The 17,491-nt window shown below is 69.9% G+C and carries 15 protein-coding genes; 7 read left to right on the top strand and 8 right to left on the bottom strand.

Annotation, left to right across the window (positions count from 1 at the left end; all coding sequences use genetic code 11):
- Window positions 1–85: 85 nt before the first annotated feature.
- Window positions 86–742 (bottom strand): HAD family phosphatase, encoded by a 657-nt coding sequence (locus AB0C27_RS23050; protein WP_357847088.1) that lies wholly within the window; start codon window positions 740–742, stop codon window positions 86–88.
- 142 nt (window positions 743–884) lie between these two features.
- Here AB0C27_RS23050 and AB0C27_RS23055 point away from each other — a divergent pair, with 142 nt between their 5' ends.
- A complete protein-coding gene (locus AB0C27_RS23055) occupies window positions 885–1,679 on the top strand; it encodes a F0F1 ATP synthase subunit A (RefSeq protein WP_357847091.1) in 795 nt (264 codons plus the stop codon).
- Between the two features lie 113 nt (window positions 1,680–1,792).
- Here the strand turns inward: AB0C27_RS23055 and nagZ are convergent, their stop codons facing one another.
- The 6 genes from nagZ to AB0C27_RS23085 all read right to left on the bottom strand — a co-directional run bounded on the left by nagZ (window position 1,793) and on the right by AB0C27_RS23085 (window position 7,103).
- Window positions 1,793–3,097, bottom strand: coding sequence for a beta-N-acetylhexosaminidase (gene nagZ, locus AB0C27_RS23060; protein WP_357847094.1), 1,305 nt, complete (start codon window positions 3,095–3,097; stop codon window positions 1,793–1,795).
- 108 nt (window positions 3,098–3,205) lie between these two features.
- The gene (ptsP, locus tag AB0C27_RS23065; protein WP_357847097.1) at window positions 3,206–4,885 is read right to left on the bottom strand and encodes a phosphoenolpyruvate--protein phosphotransferase; all 1,680 of its coding nucleotides are present in this window, start codon (window positions 4,883–4,885) and stop codon (window positions 3,206–3,208) included.
- Window positions 4,882–5,142 (bottom strand): HPr family phosphocarrier protein, encoded by a 261-nt coding sequence (locus AB0C27_RS23070; RefSeq protein WP_357847100.1) that lies wholly within the window; start codon window positions 5,140–5,142, stop codon window positions 4,882–4,884. The genes ptsP and AB0C27_RS23070 overlap by 4 nt, the downstream gene beginning before the upstream one ends.
- Window positions 5,143–5,335: 193 nt before the next feature.
- Window positions 5,336–5,782, bottom strand: coding sequence for a PTS glucose transporter subunit IIA (locus AB0C27_RS23075; RefSeq protein ID WP_106236692.1), 447 nt, complete (start codon window positions 5,780–5,782; stop codon window positions 5,336–5,338).
- Between the two features lie 11 nt (window positions 5,783–5,793).
- Window positions 5,794–6,030 carry a PTS glucose/sucrose transporter subunit IIB gene (locus AB0C27_RS23080; protein ID WP_326630334.1) on the bottom strand — a complete coding sequence of 79 codons (237 nt, stop codon included), beginning with the start codon at window positions 6,028–6,030 and terminating at the stop codon, window positions 5,794–5,796.
- 38 nt (window positions 6,031–6,068) lie between these two features.
- Complete coding sequence (locus AB0C27_RS23085) at window positions 6,069–7,103, bottom strand: SIS domain-containing protein (RefSeq protein ID WP_357847104.1); 1,035 nt, start codon at window positions 7,101–7,103, stop codon at window positions 6,069–6,071.
- Window positions 7,104–7,226: 123 nt separating this feature from the next.
- Between AB0C27_RS23085 and AB0C27_RS23090 the strand changes: the two genes are divergently transcribed.
- The 4 genes from AB0C27_RS23090 (at window position 7,227) to AB0C27_RS23105 (ending at window position 11,583) form a co-directional block, all read left to right on the top strand.
- The gene (locus AB0C27_RS23090) at window positions 7,227–7,967 is read left to right on the top strand and encodes a GntR family transcriptional regulator (protein ID WP_106236687.1); all 741 of its coding nucleotides are present in this window, start codon (window positions 7,227–7,229) and stop codon (window positions 7,965–7,967) included.
- A gap of 134 nt (window positions 7,968–8,101) precedes the next feature.
- The gene (locus AB0C27_RS23095; protein WP_357847108.1) at window positions 8,102–9,418 is read left to right on the top strand and encodes a PTS transporter subunit EIIC; all 1,317 of its coding nucleotides are present in this window, start codon (window positions 8,102–8,104) and stop codon (window positions 9,416–9,418) included.
- A gap of 191 nt (window positions 9,419–9,609) precedes the next feature.
- Entirely contained in the window at window positions 9,610–10,932 is a 1,323-nt protein-coding gene (locus tag AB0C27_RS23100; protein WP_357847111.1) for a PTS transporter subunit EIIC, read from the top strand.
- A 222-nt stretch (window positions 10,933–11,154) separates the two neighbouring features.
- Window positions 11,155–11,583 carry an Rv3235 family protein gene (locus AB0C27_RS23105; RefSeq protein WP_346102539.1) on the top strand — a complete coding sequence of 143 codons (429 nt, stop codon included), beginning with the start codon at window positions 11,155–11,157 and terminating at the stop codon, window positions 11,581–11,583.
- A gap of 121 nt (window positions 11,584–11,704) precedes the next feature.
- Here AB0C27_RS23105 and secA read toward each other — a convergent pair whose 3' ends face one another.
- Complete coding sequence (secA, locus tag AB0C27_RS23110) at window positions 11,705–14,494, bottom strand: preprotein translocase subunit SecA (protein WP_357847116.1); 2,790 nt, start codon at window positions 14,492–14,494, stop codon at window positions 11,705–11,707.
- 223 nt (window positions 14,495–14,717) lie between these two features.
- Here secA and AB0C27_RS23115 point away from each other — a divergent pair, with 223 nt between their 5' ends.
- Both AB0C27_RS23115 and AB0C27_RS23120 read left to right on the top strand, forming a co-directional pair.
- Entirely contained in the window at window positions 14,718–14,978 is a 261-nt protein-coding gene (locus AB0C27_RS23115; RefSeq protein WP_346102535.1) for an HGxxPAAW family protein, read from the top strand.
- Window positions 14,979–15,829: 851 nt separating this feature from the next.
- Window positions 15,830–17,197 carry a crosslink repair DNA glycosylase YcaQ family protein gene (locus AB0C27_RS23120; RefSeq protein WP_357847120.1) on the top strand — a complete coding sequence of 456 codons (1,368 nt, stop codon included), beginning with the start codon at window positions 15,830–15,832 and terminating at the stop codon, window positions 17,195–17,197.
- The last annotated feature ends 294 nt before the right edge of the window (window positions 17,198–17,491 follow it).

A 17,491-nucleotide genomic window follows, 5' to 3' on the forward strand; every position in this document is an offset into this window, starting at 1 on the left:
GAAGAACCTTTCCAAACCACGGGGAAGCTGCCTCACCAGATCGCAACCTTACTCATTGCGCCTGGTCACGAGCGTGCGGACGGGACTACTTCCGGTCTCTTTCGCGCAGGGTGAGACGCAGGACGCCCTCCAGCTCCGCGATGGTCGTGTCCGCGTCGCGGTGATGGATGCCGTTGATGCCCAGCGCGCGGGCGGCGACGATGTTGGCCTCGATGTCGTCGATGAACACGCACTCCTCGCCGGCCAGCCCGATCCGGCTCAGCGCGTGACGGAAGATGCGTTCCTCCGGCTTGCGCATGCCGACCTCGCCGGAGATCACGATCTCGTCGAAGAGCTCGTCCCAGTCGTCCCTGGGGTAGGTGTGCGACCAGGAATTGGACAGCAGGCAGGTCCTGACGCCGTTCCTGCGGACGTCGCGCAGCATGTCGTGCATGGCGTCCACCCGTTCGAAGCCGGCGAACATCCGCTCCAGCAGCCCCTCGGCCACCGGCGGCACGCCGTCGAGGGTCACCAGGCGGGCGGCCAGGTCGCGCTCGAAGGAGGACGCGTCGAGCTCGCCGCGTTCGAGCGCGTGCACGACGTTCTCGCCGTCGCCGCCCTTGTAGGCGTGGTCGATCAGCTCGCGCATCACGGCGTAGTAGTGGTCGCGGTCGATCCTGTCCGCCACGATCCAGCGCGCGATGGAGTCGGAGAGGCTGGTGGTCAGCACTCCGCCCCAGTCGATGAGCACACCGGTAACCATCGTTCTAGGGTAGAGCGTCGCGGAAACGAGTCATACCGCCGGGTACGCCATTGTATTCCGGATTTAACCCCATAAAAAGGACGTCCTATTTGTCCGGTTAGGGTGACCCTCCAGCGTTCATCGCTCACCAGAAGGGACCGCCGTGCGGACGACGATCCTGATCACCTCCCCTGACCAGTGGACCGCCCCCGGGCTCGACCTCTTCCAGTTCGCGCCGATCATTCCCGGAGGCCCCGAGTGGTTCACCAAACCCGTCCTGATCGCCCTGCTCAGCTCGGTCATCGTCATGGCCGTGTGCTGGGCCGCGTTCGCCAAGCCGAAGATCGTGCCGCGCGGCTGGCAGAGCCTCGGCGAGTACGCCTACGTCTTCGTCCGTGACCAGATCGCCCGGCCCAGCCTGGGCAAGGACGCCGACCGCTGGATGGGCCTGCTCCTGACGGTCTTCCTCACGGTGCTCGGCTGGAACCTGATGGGCGTCGTCCCGCTCGTCCAGTTCCCCGTGGCCGCCCACATCGCCTTCCCCGCGGTGCTGGCGATCAGCGTGTACGGCATCAAGCTCTACCTCGGCGTCCGCCACCACGGCGTGCGCGGCTACCTGCGCGGCATCGTGCACCTGCCGGGGCTGCCCGGCTGGGCGTACGGGCTCTACGCGCCGATGATCCTCGCCGAGGTGTTCCTCACCTCGCTGTTCACCCACTTCATCCGGCTGTTCGCGAACATGTTCGCCGGCCACATCATCGTGGCCTTCTTCAGCTCGGTGGGCTTCTGGTTCCTGTTCGAACGGCTCACCCCGCTCGGCGCGGGGCTCGGCGTCCTCGGTGTGCTGATGGCGATCGTGATGACGGCCTTCGAGCTGCTCGTCCAGTTCCTGCAGGCGTTCCTGTTCGCCATGCTCGCCGGCATGTTCATCGCCAGCGGGCTGCACGGCTCGCACTGACGCCTGCCTCGAACGCCGCCTACGAACGCCGCCTACGGACGTCACCTCGGACGTCACCTCGAACGCCGCCGCCACCGTGAGCAGGCGCGCCGCGCCGCGTCGGGTCGCTACGGCTAGCCTCCGGCGCGGGCGGCCAGCTTGCGGTGGGCGGCCGAGCGGAGCACGCCGGCCGCCCGCTCCGCCGACGCCACCGGCGCCCCGGCCAGCAGTCCCCTGTTCTGCTTGAGCGTCAGCAGCCTGGTGACCGACTGGTCGAGGCGCTCGCGCGAGATCCGCCCCGACTTCACCGCCGCCAGCACCGCCTTGTACGCCTTCGGCAGATCGTTCGGCATGAGCAGCAGGTCGGCCCCGGCCAGCACGGCCCGCACCGCGATCTCCCCGTCGTCGTACTTCTTGCGCGCCCCCGCCATGTTGAGCGCGTCGGTGGAGATCACGCCCTTGAAGCCGAGCTTCTCCCGCAGCAGGCCGGTCAGGATCGGCTTGGACAGCGTCGCCGGGTCGCCGGACGGGTCCAGCTTGGGAAAGACGATGTGGGCGCTCATCACGGTGTCCACGCCCGCCGCGATGGCGGCCTTGAACGGCGGCGCGTCGATCCGCTCCCACTCCGCCTTCGTGTGCTTGATCACCGGCAGCCCGGTGTGGCTGTCGACGGAGGTGTCACCGTGGCCGGGGAAGTGTTTGGCGGTCGCCGCGATCTTCGCGTCGGCGAAGCCCTTGACCGCCGCGCTCACCATCTTGGCCACCCGCTGCGGGTCGTCACCGTAGGCGCGGCGGCCGATGACGGGGTTGCGCGGGTTGATGTTCACGTCGGCGACCGGGGCGAAGTCGAGGTTGACGCCGAGCGCGCGCAGCTCCTCCCCTGTCGCCTTGGCCACGGCCCGCGCCAGGCCGGTGTCCTTGGTCGCGCCGATCTGGGAGGCGCCGGGGAAGTCCGTCATGAGCGCGGACATCCTGGACACCAGGCCGTTCTCCTGGTCGGTGCCGATCAGCAGCGGGACCTTCTTGGCGCCGCGCTGCAGGCCGTTGGTGAGGCCGACGACCTGGCCGACGCTCTTCACGTTCTGCGGGAAGAGGATCACCCCGCCCAGGTGGTATTTCGCGACCACCTTGGCCGGGGTGCCGGCGGCGTAGCGGGCCTGGTTCTCGCCGGAGACCGTGTCGGCCGTGGTGCCGTACAGGACCGGCATGAAGAGCTGGCCGACCTTCTCCTCGACGCTCATCCCCGACAGGGCGCGCTGGGCCGGACTCGGCGCCGCGGGCGTGCGCTGGGCCGGGGTCGCCGGCGGCGTGCTCTGCGCCATCCGGGCGGGCGGCGCTGCCTTGCCTCCGGTCGGATCCGCCCCCGCGGAACCGCCGCCACCGCCGCACGCAGTGAGCGCGATCACCAGGAGCCCTGTCGTACCGATCCGTCGAAGCATGCCTCCAAAGGTATCCATCCGACGACCCGCCCGGGTCCGCAGCCGCCCGGGTCCGCAGCCGTCCGGGTCCCGCAACCGTCCGAGTGCGTCGCCGCCCGGGCGTCCGGGCTACAGCCCCAGACCGGCGAGGCCCGGCAGGTGGACCAGGGCCGCCGCGCGCGCGTCCGACGCCGACGGTTGCGCCCGCGCCGCCCGCGCCGCCGCACGGCACTGCTCCAGCGAGTGCGCGGCCAGCCCAGCACGTACGCCGGCCAGCGCGGACGGCGCCATCGACAACGACGAGACCCCCAGCCCGACGAGCACGCAGGCCAGCGCCGGATCGGCGGCCGACTCCCCGCAGACCCCGCACGGCTTGCCCGCCCGCGTTGCGGCGTCGGCGGTCATGGCCACCAGGTCGAGCAGCCCCGGCTGCCAGGGGTCAAGCAGCGCGCTGACGGCCCCGAGCCGGCGGTCGGCGGCGAAGGCGTACTGGCTCAGGTCGTTGGTCCCGATCGAGACGAAGTCGACCATGGCGATCAGGTCCGCGGCCCGCAGCGCGGCGGCCGGGACCTCGATCATGACGCCGACGTCCGAGAGCCCGTGGTCGGCGCACTCCCTGGAGAACCAGGTGGCCTCCTCGGCGGTGGCCACCATCGGCGCCATCACCCGCAGCCCCGCGCCGCCGGCCTCGGCCGCCGCCGCGGCCAGCGCGGCGAGCTGCACGTCCATCATCCCCGGCGACTTCATGAACCTGCGCAGCCCGCGCTCACCCAGCGCCGGGTTCGGCTCCGCGGGCGCGGGCAAAAAGGCCAGCGGCTTGTCCGCGCCGACGTCGAGCGTGCGCACGACCACCTTCTCCCGGGGGAACGCCTCCAGCGCCGCCCGGTAGGCCCGCCGCTGCTCCTCCTCGGACGGCGGGTCGGAGCGGTCGAGGTAGAGGAACTCGGTCCTGAACAGCCCGATGCCCTCGGCTCCCGCGGCCACGGCGGCGTCCAGCTCGGCCGGGCCGCCCACGTTCGCCAGCAGCGGCACCTGATGACCGTCGGAGGTCGTTCCTGGACCGTTCCAAGAAGCCAGCGCGGCCCGCCGGGCCGTCGCGGCGCCGACCGCGTCGGCCACGTCGGACTCGGCGGGCGCGACCCGCACCTCGCCGGAGGTGCCGTCCACCATCACCTCGACGCCCGCCGGGATGCCGGTCGCGCCCGGGCAGGCCACGACGGCGGGCACGCCGATCGCCCTGGCCATGATCGCGGTGTGACTGGTGGGGCCGCCCTCCTCCGTGACGAACGCGACCACGTCGTCCCTGGACAGCAGCGCCGTGTCGGCCGGGGCCAGATCCCTGGCGACCAGCACGTACGGCCGCTCGGGCGCCAGCGGCAGCCCCGGCATGGCCTGTCCGTAGAGCAGCGCGATCACCCGGTCCCTGATGTCGCCCAGGTCGGCGGCCCGCTCGCCCAGGTAGCCGCCGGACCCCGCGAGCACGTCCCGATATTTCGAGAACGCCTCGAAGACCGCCCTGGGGGCGGCCAGGCCGCGGTCGATCAGCGATCGCACCTTCACGACCACGCCGGGGTCCTCTGCCATCAGCGCCTGGGCCTTGAGGATCTCCTCGGCCTTGCCGCCCGCCTGGTTGCCGCGGGCCTCCAGCTCGCCCGCGACCTGGGTGAGCGCGGCCATCGCGCGCTCCTTCTCCTGCTCCGCCTCACCGGTGTACGTTGCGCCCTCGGGGGGTTCGGGCACGGAGACGGTGAGCACATAAGAGGGGCCGTGCCCGATTCCCGGGCTGACCCCCACCCCCCGCAGGTTCATGGCGTACTGGCTATCGCGGCCAGCTCGTCGAGGATCTCCTCCGAGCCCTCGCCGTCGGCGGAGATCACCACGGTCTCGCCCTGCCTGACGTCCAGGGCCATGATCGCGAGGATGCTCTTGCCGTTGACCGCGTCGCCGCCGTGGGACTTCGTCACCGTGATGTCCATCGGGGCCAGCTTCGCCCGCTGGACGAACGTCGCCGCGGGACGGGCGTGCAGCCCCACTTCCGCCGCCACGGTGACCTTGCGTTCACCCATTGTCGTCGTTCCTCCTTCGCTACCGGTCCAGACCAGCCGGACCTCCGTCTGCCGCTGCCGCCCGGTCCGGGGCGAAACCTGGCGGTACTGCCTATTGTGGCGGGTCCTGCCGGTAACCCTTCGCGTACTTGCCCGCGACCGGCGTCCTTGCTCGCGCGACCGGCGCCGCGTCCAAGCTGATGAGGACGTTCCCCTATTCCCACCGGAACAGCTCGTCGCCCACGTGCACCGCGCCCTCCGCGAACCCGGTCAGGGCTCCGGAGAGCGCGTCGAGCGCGACGATCGGGCAGACGGGCGAACGCCCGCCGGCCTCGATGGCGGCGGGGTCCCAGGCCACCACCGGCTGCCCGGCGCCGACCCGGTCACCCTCGGCGGCCAGCAGCCGGAACCCCTCCCCTTTGAGCTGAACCGTGTCGATGCCCAGATGCACCAGCACGCCCCGGCCGTCGTCCCCCACGATGACGTACGCGTGCGGATGCAGTTTCATGATTTTTCCCGCTATGGGGGCCACGGCCTGGCCAGGCCCCCGCAACGGATCGATCGCCGTTCCCGGACCGACCATGCCCGCCGAGAAGACCGGATCGGGCACGGCGGCCAAACCCACAGCTGCCCCCTCAACCGGGGCGAGAACAGTCGTCATGGTCTCGCCCTTTAGCCGATGATGTCCTCGATGTCGCTGGCGATCGTGTCCGCCTCCGGCCCGACGACGACCTGGACCACGTTCCCCGTGGCCATCACGCCATGCACGCCGGCCGCCCTGAGTGCCGCCTGGTCGATCTTGGACGCGTCGTGCACCTCCGTACGCAGGCGGGTGATGCAGGGCTCTATCTCGATGATGTTGTCGGCGCCGCCCAGCGCGGCGATGATCGCGTTCGCGTCGGCCGCCATCAGGCCCTCCCTCGGATTGACACTCCGACCAGGCTAGATCAGTCGGTCTGGGTGACCTTGTTCAACCCGCGCGGCGCGTCGGGGTCGATGCCGAGCCGGCGCGCCAGGGCCTCGGTGAGCAGCTGGCCGGGCACGATCAGGCCCATGGGGGCCAGCCACTCGGGCAGGTCGGGGCCGTTCAGCGCGGCCGTGCCCGCCTGGGCGAGCGCGGTGCCGCCGCCGATCGTGTACGCCGCCGCGCCGGCCGCCACCACCCGCTCGGCCAGCGCCACGGTGCCCTGCAGCGTCGGGCTGTTCTCGGCCGCCACCAGCAGCGCGGGCGTGTCGGCGTCCACGACGGCGATCGGGCCGTGCAGCAGGTCGGCGTACGACAGGCCCATGGCGTGCAGGTAGCAGGCCTCCTTGAGCTTCAGCGCGGTCTCCAGCGCGGTCGAGAACGCCAGCCCGCGCCCCGAGACGACCACGCCCGGCTTGTCGAGCAGCCCCTCGACCACGGCCTCCAGGTCGCCGGGCTCGGCGATCAGCTTCTCGACCGCCTCGGGCACCCGCTGCAGCTCGTCCACGTCCACGTCCGCGCCCAGGCCGATGGCCAGCACGGCCAGCGCCGCCAAAGCCGTCGTGTACGTCTTCGTCGCCGGGACGGCCTTCTCCTCGCCCGCCACCGTGCACAGCGCGACGTCGGCCGCGCGGGCCAGCGGGCTGTCCTCGCCCCCGTTGGTCACCGCGACGGTGCCGGCCCCGCACTCCTTGGCCCAGGCCAGCGTCTCGACGATCTCCTCGGTCCGCCCGGACTGCGAGATCGCGACCGCCAGCACCCCGTCCAGGTCGAGCTTGCGCTTGTACGTGGTCGCGATCGACGGCGCGGCCAGCGCCGACAGGCGGCCGGCGTGCGATTCCACCAGGTAGCGCCCGTACACGGCGGCGTTGTCCGACGTACCGCGGGCGATGAACAGCAGCTGGCGGGTACGCTCGCCGATGCCGCTGATCTCGTCGATCTTGGGAAGCAGGGAGTCCAGTGTGGCCCGCAGCGCGGTCGGCTGCTCGGCGATCTCGCTGCGCATCTTCGTGGTCATCTCGGGCTATCCCTCAACTCATTACGGATCTGACTTGACCGTCTTTCGCGACATGTGGTCTAGTCCGGACTAGACCAGTACGAACCATAGCCCATTGCCCAGGTAGTGACGAGGGGAGGATCCGTGGCGCACATCGATCCGGACAGCCCGGTGCCCAAGTACTTCCAGCTTCGCGAGATCCTGCTGGACCTCATCGACAGTGACGAGCTCAGCATCGGCGCGGCCATTCCGTCCGAGCGCGAGCTGTGCCAGCGCTTCGGCCTGTCCAGGATGACCGTACGACAGGCCGTCGACCACCTCGTGTCCGAGGGACGCCTGCACCGCGTGCCCGGCAAGGGGACGTTCGTCGCCCGGCCGAAGATCGAGCTGGCCCTGCAGCTCACGTCGTTCACCGACGACATGCGGGCCAGAGGCATGATCCCGGGCTCGCGCGACCTCGACCGCCGCGTCGTGCGCGCCAGCGCCCACCTGGCCAAGGAGCTGGGCATCCAGCCGGGCGAGGAGGTCCACTTCATCGAACGGCTCCGCACCGCCGACGGCGAGCCGCTGTCCATCGAACGGGCCCACATCCCGGTCAAACTCGCCCCCGACCTGGCCGAGCACAATCTTTCCGACAGATCGCTGTACGAGCTGCTGGAGAGCAGGTACGGGCTCGTCATGGACGCGGGCGAGCTCACCATCGACGGCGGCATCGCCGACCCGAGCGACGCCGACCTGCTCAAACTTCCCCGCGGCGGGGCCGTGCTGCTGCTGCAGCGCCGGTCGTTCTCCGGCGGCATGTGCGCGGAGCTGGGGGTGTCCACGTACCGCGCGGACCGCTACCAGCTGCGTACCATGCTGGAGATGCCTTCACGACGAGGCTGACGCTCCGGCTCCTGAGGCGACCCCACCCCGCCGCTCCTGGAGCCGGCCCTCCGGGCACCCCCTGGAGTCAGCCTTCCTTCCCCCTTGAGCTCCGGCCCCGAGACCGGCTCCAACACGCCTCGGAGGAACGCCCGGTGAACGAGACCAGCGCCGCCGCCCGGCCTTCGCCGTTCGCTCGCGTGATGTCCGTGCTCCAGCGGCTGGGCCGCTCCCTCATGCTGCCCATCGCCGCCCTGCCCGCCTCCGCCCTGCTGCAGCGCTTCGGCCAGCCCGACATGCTCGGCTCCAACGGCGCCGCGCCGGGCGGCCTCGCGGACGTGGCCGGGCTGTCCTGGATGAACCAGGTGGCCGAGGTGCTGGAGGCGGCAGGGGCGGCCCTCTTTGAGAACCTGCCGCTGCTGTTCGCCGTCGGCGTGGCGATCGGCTTCGCCCGCAAGGCCGACGGGTCCACCGCGCTCGCCGCCGTGGTCGGCTACCTGGTCTTCGACCGGGTGACGAAGGTGATGTTCTTCGGCTCCGACATCAGGGACACCGTCCTGCTCAGAGAGGCCCAGCCCCAGGGCGTCAAGGAGATCATCAACTACGGGATGCAGAACCCCACCAAGGTCCTCGGCGGCATCGTCATCGGCCTGGTCGCCGCCCTGCTGTGGCAGCGTTTCCACCGCATCAAGCTGCCGTCCTGGCTGGCGTTCTTCGGCGGCCGGCGCTTCGTGCCCATCATCACCTCCATCGTGGCGCTGCTCATCGGCGTGGGCTTCGGCTGGCTCTGGCCGGTGATCGGCGAGTGGATCCGCCACGCCGGCGAGGCCCTGGCGGCCATCGGCCCGATCGGCACCGGCATCTACGGCCTGGTCAACCGCCTGCTCATCCCCCTCGGCCTGCACCACTTCGTCAACTCCGTGGTCTGGTACGTGGTGCCGCAGTGCGAGGTGAACGGCCGGGTGCTGGGCGGCGACTGGAACTGCTACTTCGGCGGCGACCCGACCTCGGGCCAGTTCATGGCCGGATTCTTCCCGGTCATGATGTTCGCGCTGCCGGCCGCGGCCCTGGCCATGTGGCGGGCGGCGCCCAAGCACCGGCGGGCCACGGTGGGCGGCATCATGCTGTCGGCGGCGCTGGCGTCGTTCGTCACGGGGATCACCGAGCCGATCGAGTTCGCCTTCATCTTCGTCGCGCCGCTGCTGCTGGTCGTCCACGCGATCCTCACCGGCCTGGCGATGGCCCTGACCACGCTCATCGGCGGCCAGCTCGGCTTCGGCTTCTCCGCCGGGCTGCTGGACCTGCTCCTGAACGCCGGCAAGTCCAACACCCAGAACCTGGCGGGCATCCTCATCCTGGGGGTGATCTACGGCGTCGTGTACTACGTCGTGTTCACGTTCCTGATCCGCAGGCTCGACATCATGACGCCGGGCCGCGAGCCCGAACCCGACCTCGACTCCGGCGAAACCTGACCCCGCGCGTTTCCTGGAGATCCACTTCCGGGTAGTAACCGTTCAACCCCCGCGACCCGAACGGATCGACGCACGCGCGTGGGGGTGAGCACGACCATGCTCTGTCCCCGGATGTCCCACGGCGCTGCGCTCCCGCTCCGGACGTCCCACGGCGCTGTGCTCCCGTCCTCGCCGGCGCGGCGGCGGGCCGGGTGAGCACGATCAAGCTCCCGTCCTGGGCGTCATCCGCGCTCGCGGTGCTGCAGCGGATCGGGCGTTCCCTGATGATGCCCATCGCGGTGCTCCCCGCGGCCGGCCTGCTCTTCCGGTTCGGTCAGGACGACCTGCTCGGCCAGGACGGCCTGGGCGGCGCCCTGCCCTGGCTGCTGCCCGTGGCCGGGGTCATGGCCGCCGCCGGCGGCGCCCTCTTCGACCATCTCGCGCTGCTGTTCGCCGTGGGCGTGGCGATCGGCTTCGCCCGTAAGGCCGACGGCTCCACCGCGCTCGCCGCCCTGGTCGGCTATCTCGTCTTCGACCGCGTGACCAGAACCATGTTCTTCGAGTCCGGTCCAGGCGCCGTCCACGACAAGGTCACCGTCCTCCTCAGGAACGGCACCCCCGCCCTCGACCTGGGCGCCCAGAACCCCACCGGCGTCCTCGGCGGCATCCTCGTCGGCCTGGTCGCCGCCCTGCTGTGGCAGCGCTTCCACCGCATCAAGCTGCCGTCCTGGCTGGCTTTCTTCGGCGGGCGCCGCTCGGTCCCCATCATCACCGCCGTCGCCGCCCTGCTGCTGGGCGTCGCCTTCGGCCTGCTCTGGCCGCCGATCGGCGACTGGCTGACCCGGGTCGGCGACTGGCTCTCGGCCCACGGCACAGCGGGCACCGGCATCTACGGCGTGGCCAACCGCCTGCTCATCCCCGTCGGCCTGCACCACGTGCTCAACACCATCGTCTGGTTCACCCTCCCGGTCTGCCACGCCGGCGTGAACGGCGCGACCCGGGACGCGGCGGGCGACCTCAACTGCTATTTCGCCGGAGAGCAGGGCGCGGGCGTCTTCATGACCGGCTTCTTCCCCGTGATGATGTTCGGCCTGCTGGGAGCCGCGCTGGCCATCTGGCGGGCCGCCCCGGCTCCGCGCCGCCGCGCGGTCGGGGGCATCATGCTCTCTGCCGGGCTGACGGCCTTCGTCACGGGCATCACCGAGCCGCTGGAGTTCGCGTTCATCTTCGTCGCTCCGGTGCTCTTCGCCGTCCACGCCCTGCTGACCGGGCTGTCCATGGCGCTGATGGCCGAGTTGGACGCGCGGCTCGGGTTCACGTTCTCGGGCGGCGCCATCGACCTGCTGCTGAACGCCGGCAAGTCCAACACGCACGGGCTGGGGCTGATCATCGGGTTCGGGCTGGCGTACCTGGTGATCTACTACGCCCTCTTCACCCTCCTGATCCGCCTGCTCAACCTGCCCACCCCCGGCCGCGAGCCCGAGGACGACACCCCGCAGACCGACACCCCGCAGATCCAGGACCCGCGGGCTTAGATCTGGCCCATTTTGGGTCGCCCGCAAAGCACCGGATCACGCCCGAAACTCTCCCGCACCCCTCACCACGAGGACTCCAACTCCACGAAATCACCCCCGCCGAATATGGACGAACACGGGCGCCGAAAGCGGAAGTTGGTGCGGTCTGTATTCCTGAGCCGGGCCGAAAACTCCTTATAACGATTCTTTCTTTCACTCCTATCGAGCATTCGGAGGTTCCCCATGCCCGGCATCGGCGTCACCCCCGCCCCCGAGCCGCCCTACGACGAAGAGCGCGGCCGTGCGCTGACCCACGGCGCGCTGGCCCTCAGCACGCACCCCATCGTGTGGGGCCCGCCGGGCGCCCTGCCCGACGAACGCAAGCTGCGCCACCTGGCCCAGGCCCTGGCCGAGGTCCTCACCGGCCGCCGCGCGCCGGAGACGGTGGCCGACCGGCTCACCGACCGCGCGTACCGGGAGCTGACGCGAGCGGGCCGGATGCTCAGGGCCGGGCGGCCGCCTTTCGTCGGTGGCGTGCACATGAAGGAGCCCCGCGAGGGTGCCATTGAAATGTGCGCCCTGGTCCATTGCGGCGACCGGAACCACGTACTCGCCGTACGCCTGGAACGAAGAGGACTGCAATGGCTGTGCACCGACTTCGAAACAGCCTGACCTCAGCGGCGGAGAACCTCGGAAGAACCCGGAGGAACACCGAGAAACGCGGAGACCCCCGCTTCCCGCACGGAAAGCGAGGGTCTCCGAAACCCCGGACCGAAGGTGGACTCGCCAGGCGTCAGGCGGCGTTCTTCGGGTCGCCGTGGCAGCGCTTGTACTTCTTGCCGGAACCGCACGGGCAGGGAGCGTTGCGCTCCACGTTGCCGTACGCCGCCCGCTCGGCCTGCGTGGTGCGGACCTTGACGTGCTCGACGTCGCCCTGCTCACCGGGCGCCGAGTATTCGAGCTCGGCGGGCCGGTCCGGCCCGCGCAGCCCGCGCGCGATGATCGAGCGGGTCTCCGCCAGCACCGCGTCCTCTTCCTCGACGATCGGGTTTTCCTGCACCTCGACCTCAAGGTTGAACAGGAACCCGACGGAGTCCTCCTTGATGCCCTCAAGCATCGCGGCGAACATCTCGAAGCCCTCGCGGGCGTACTCGATCTTCGGGTCCTTCTGCGCGTAGGCCCGCATGCCGATGCCCTCGCGCAGGTAGTCCATCTCGTAAAGGTGCTCGCGCCACTTGCGGTCGAGCACGGAGAGGATCACCCGGCGCTCCAGGTCGCGCATGGTCTCCGCGCCGAACTCCTCCTCGCGCCGGTCGTAGGCGGCCAGAGCGTCGGCCTTGATCTTGTCGACGAGCAGCTCGGCGGTGAGCTCCTCGCGGCCGCCGGCCTCCTCAACGACGTCGTCGATCCGGATGGAGATCGGGTAGAGCTCGGCGAACGCCTTCCACAGCTTCTCGAGGTCCCACTCCTCGGCGAAGCCGTCGGCTGTGGCGCCCTGGACGTAGCCCTCGATCACCTCGCCGACGAAGCCGCGCACCTGCTCGTGCAGGTCGGCGCCTTCGAGCACGCGGTGGCGCTCGGCATAGATGACCTTGCGCTGGCGGTCCATGACCTCGTCGTACTTCAGAACGTCCTTGCGGATCTCGAAGTTCTGCTGCTCGACCTGGTGCTGGGCGGAGGCGATGGCCTTGGAGACGATGCCGGACTCGATCGGCTGGTCGTCGGGGATCTGCAGCCTGGTCATGATCATCTCGACCCTGGCCGAGTTGAACAGGCGCATCAGGTCGTCGCCGAGCGAGAGGTAGAAGCGCGACTCGCCGGGGTCGCCCTGGCGGCCGGAACGTCCGCGCAGCTGGTTGTCGATGCGGCGCGACTCGTGCCGCTCGGTGCCGAGGACGTAGAGGCCGCCGAGCTTGGTGACCTCGTCGTGCTCGGCCTTGACGGCCGCCCTGGCCTTCTCCAGCGCCTCGGGGTAGGCCTTCTCGTACTCCTCCGGCGTGTCGACCGGGTCAAGGCCGCGCTGGCGCAGCTCCAGGTCGGCGCGGAACTCGGAGTTGCCGCCCAGCATGATGTCGGTGCCTCGACCGGCCATGTTGGTGGCCACGGTGACGGCGCCCTTGCGGCCCGCCTCGGCGATGATCGACGCCTCACGCGCGTGGTTCTTCGCGTTGAGCACCTCGTGCTGCACGCCGCGCCGCTTGAGCGCCTTGGACAGCCGCTCGGACTTCTCGACGGAGGTGGTGCCGACGAGGACCGGCTGCCCGGCCTCGTAGCGCTCCTTGATGTCCTCGACGACGGCGTTGAACTTGGCGTCCTCGGTCTTGTAGACCACGTCAGCCTGGTCCTTGCGGACCATCGGCCGGTTGGTCGGGATGGGCACCACGCCGAGCTTGTAGGTCTGGTGGAACTCGTTGGCCTCCGTGGCCGCGGTGCCGGTCATGCCGGCCAGCTTCCCGTAGAGGCGGAAGTAGTTCTGCAGGGTGACCGTGGCGAGAGTCTGGTTCTCGTCCTTGATCTTCACGCCCTCTTTGGCCTCGATGGCCTGGTGCATGCCCTCGTTGTAGCGCCGGCCGTGCAGGATGCGGCCGGTGAACTCGTCGACGATCAGGACCTCGCCGTCGGCGACGATGTAGTCCTTGTCCTTCTTGAACAGCTCCTTGGCCTTGAGCGCGTTGTTCAGGAAGCCGACCAGGTGGGTGTGCTCGGGCTTGTAGAGGTTGTCGATGCCGAGCCAGTCCTCGACCTTCTCCACGCCGGACTCGAGGATGCCGACCGTGCGCTTCTTCTCGTCGACGATGTAGTCGCCGGTGCTCTCCTCGCCCGGGTTCTTCGCCTCGATGCCCCTGCGCAGACGGGGGACGATCTTGGCGAACTCGGTGTACCACTTGCCCGACTGCTCGCCGGGGCCGGAGATGATCAGCGGGGTGCGGGCCTCGTCGATCAGGATCGAGTCGACCTCGTCGACGATCGCGTAGTTGTGGCCCCGCTGCACGCACTCGTCGAGCGACCAGGCCATGTTGTCGCGCAGGTAGTCGAAGCCGAACTCGTTGTTGGTGCCGTAGGTGATGTCGGCCTGATACTGCTTGCGCCGCTCCTCGGGCTGCTGGCCGGAGATGATGCAGCCGACCTCGAGGCCGAGGAAGCGGTGGATGCGGCCCATGGTCTCGGCGTCACGCTTGGCCAGGTAGTCGTTGACCGTGATGACGTGGACGCCCTTGCCGGAGATGGCGTTGAGATAGGACGGGAGCGTACAGGTCAGGGTCTTGCCCTCACCCGTCTTCATCTCGGAGATGTTGCCCATGTGCAGATTTGCGCCACCCATGATCTGCACGTCGTAAGGCCGCTGGCCGAGCACGCGGCGGGCCGCCTCGCGCACGGTCGCGAACGCTTCGGGAAGCAGATCGTCGAGAGATTCGCCGTCAGCATGGCGCTGTTTGAATTCGTCCGTCAGCGCACGCAACTCCGCGTCGGACAGGCTCGTGAAGTCGTCCTCGATGGAGTTGACCTGGTCTGCGATCCGCTTGAGCTTGCGCAGGATCTTGCCTTCGCCGGCACGTAGGATCTTGTCGAGAATGGCTGCCACTTTATGTAAAGCTCCTCGCAGGTCTACCCCGGCGGCGCCGCCAGGAGGAGAGGCCGAGACAAACTTCCCCGCTTGCCATCGTAGGCGGTTCTGCAACCAGACACAGCCACCGTGACGGCGAGGGCGCGGAACGGGTCTGGGAGAATGACTCAAGGCAGAGGGTATGCCGGTTGAGAGCCGGCTCGCACCAATAGCGCGATAACCGGCAAAGGAAGGATTAGTCATGGTTGAGGGGAAGAAGTCGGAGCAGACGGAGCATCTCGGCAGCCACGGCGGGCGGGCCTCTTCGTGGCTCGCGGTGACGGTGATGCTGGTGGGAACGGTCGTCGCCGGCTTCGGGCTGACGGCGGCCAACTGGACACTCGTCTGGATCGGCGCCGGCGTGTTCGTCGTCGGCGGAATCCTCGCCCTGGTCTTCGACATCTTCACCGATGTCGTGATCGACGCGCCGCGGGTGGGCATGCGCGCCGAAGACCACCGCTGACCCCCACCGCCACCCAGACCCGCTCCAGCCACCGGCCCCGGCGGGCGCCCCTCCTTCGGGCCGCCCGCCACCACGCTCTAGGAAGCCCCACGTGTGGGGGCGGCGCACTGGGGACCAGGTCCAAGCATGGAGACCAGCCCCACATGCGGGGGTGGGCGGATACCCGGGGTCGGCCCCACAGTGCACGTCCAACGCACGGGGTCAGCCCACGCACAGGGATCAGCCCCGCATGGGTATCAGCCCACCGCGATCCACGCATGGCGCCCATTTCCGCCCATCGGGCCATCACCCCGAAATGGGCGAGCCCCCGCGAAGCGGGCCATCACGGCGCATGGGACGACTCTCCAACACACATCGAGCCGCCCCGCGCACATCACCGCCACCACTGCACCGCATTTGGGGAGTCTCCGGCGCATCGGGCTACCCCCGCACACATCAGGCCGCCACCACCGCACATAGGGCCGGCCCCCTCGGGCTGTCCCCACGCATTTGGACAGCTCCCGCAAACCGTGCCATTTCGCGCGCTTCCGCCACACCGTCCCATCCCGCGCGCTGAACGAGTCCCTACCCACCGCGCCATCCCGCGCGCTGAACAAGCCCCTGCCCACCGCGCCATCCCGCACAGGGGCACATGGGGCACCACACGCCGCACCATCTCCGCACGTCGGGCGAGCTCCCGCAGATGGGGGCCAGATTAACCCCGCACCTCGCCGGGCCTGAGCGAGCCACCAAGCCAACGGAGAAGCGGACGGAAAAACCGCACCGCCCTGTGGGCCGTCACCCACCCGGTCCGATTCTGTCGGTGCCCGCCGCTAGATTTCACGCATGCACTTCCGTATGGACGGCCAGCCATGAGCGATGTGATCGGCGCGACCAGCGTAACGGGCGGGACCGACGGGATCGACGCGGGCGGCGCAAGCAGCGTTACCGGTGGGAGCGGCCGGACCAGCGACCCCAGCAGCCCCAGCCCGACCGGGGGGATCAGTCGCAACGTCGAGACCGGCAGGACCGCCTCCCCTGCCCTGGGTGGGCTCACGGATCTGACCGCTGACGAGGCGCGCCGGATCATCCTCCGCTCGCAGGGCTTCATCGGCGCCGACGTCCGCAAGGGCGGAGTGCATGCCATGCTGCGCAGGCTGGGCGCCGTGCAACTCGACACGATCTCGGTCCTGGCCCGTTCGCACGAACTGGTCGCCTATGCGCGGCTGGGCGCGGTCGGCCGTCCCAAGATCGAGCGCGCCTACTGGCACAATCCGGCCCAGAGCTTCGAATACTGGTGTCACGCCGCCTGCATCCTGCCCATCGAGCACTGGCCGCTCTACGCGTTCCGCCGCCAGGCGTTCCGTGACAGGCGCCAGCGCTGGCACCAGGTCCCCGACGGCGTCGAGAAGCTGCTCGACCAGGTGCGCGAGTCGGGCCCGCTGACAACCTCCGACGTGGGCGGCGCGAAGAACGGCGGCCCGTGGTGGGACTGGTCCGACTCCAAGATCGGCCTGGAGTGGCTGCTCGACATCGGCGAACTGGTCTGCACCCGCCGGGTCGGCTGGCGCCGCGTCTACGACCTGGCCGAGCGTGTCGTCCCGGCGGAGCTGCTGGCCGAAGACCTGTCCGACGAGGAGTGCATCGTCCGCCTGGCCGCGATCGCGGGCCGTTCGCTGGGCGTGGCCAACCGCACCGACCTCATCGACTACCTGCGCCTCAAGGGCCGTTACGCGGCGATCCTGGACGAGGTCCTGCTGAGCGGCGCGGCCGGCCTGGTGCCCGTGACCGTGGCCGGCTGGCCGGGCAAGAAGGGCCAGGCCAACGCCTGGGCCGACCCGGCGGCCCTGGAGTCGGAGCCGCGCGGGCGTCACCGTACGACGCTCGTGTCACCGTTCGACTCGCTCATCTGGCATCGGGGCCGCACGGAGCGGGTGTTCGGCTTCAACTACACGCTGGAGCTGTACGTGCCCAAGCACAAGCGCGTACACGGCTACTTCACGATGCCGGTGCTGGCCGGGGGCCGGCTGATCGGCCGCGTCGACCCGGCCCGCGAAGGCTCCACACTGGTGGCCAGGCAACTCAGCCTGGAACCCGGCCTCTCCCCCGCCAAGTGGACCGACGCCTTAAGAGAAGCTCTGTGGTCAGCAGCCGAGTGGGTGGGCTGCGACGCCGTACGCGTCGAACGCACCGACTCCCCGGACCTGCTCTCAGCCCTCAACTCGCCCAGAACCCCCTGACCCCAGCCCCGACTTCACCTGTCCGCCCGGGGCTCCCGGACACCCGAGCGGAGGCGAGGAGGACGTTCGAGAGCGGCGTGGGGCGCGAACGTCTGAACGCCGAGCGGAGGGTGAAGGTCCGAACGCAGAGCGGGGCACGGTTCATCGCTCCAACGCGGCGCAGGACGATGCGGCGCGCAACGGTCGGCGCAGGATGATTCGCCTCCGTCTCGGCCTACACCAGTCCTGTGCGCGTCCGTCTCCGCCTGGACCGAGGACTGGTCGCCATCGCGAGCGCGGCGTCCCTCCAGGGCT

Source organism: Nonomuraea sp. NPDC048882 (assembly GCF_040649755.1).
GTDB lineage: Bacteria > Actinomycetota > Actinomycetes > Streptosporangiales > Streptosporangiaceae > Nonomuraea > Nonomuraea maheshkhaliensis.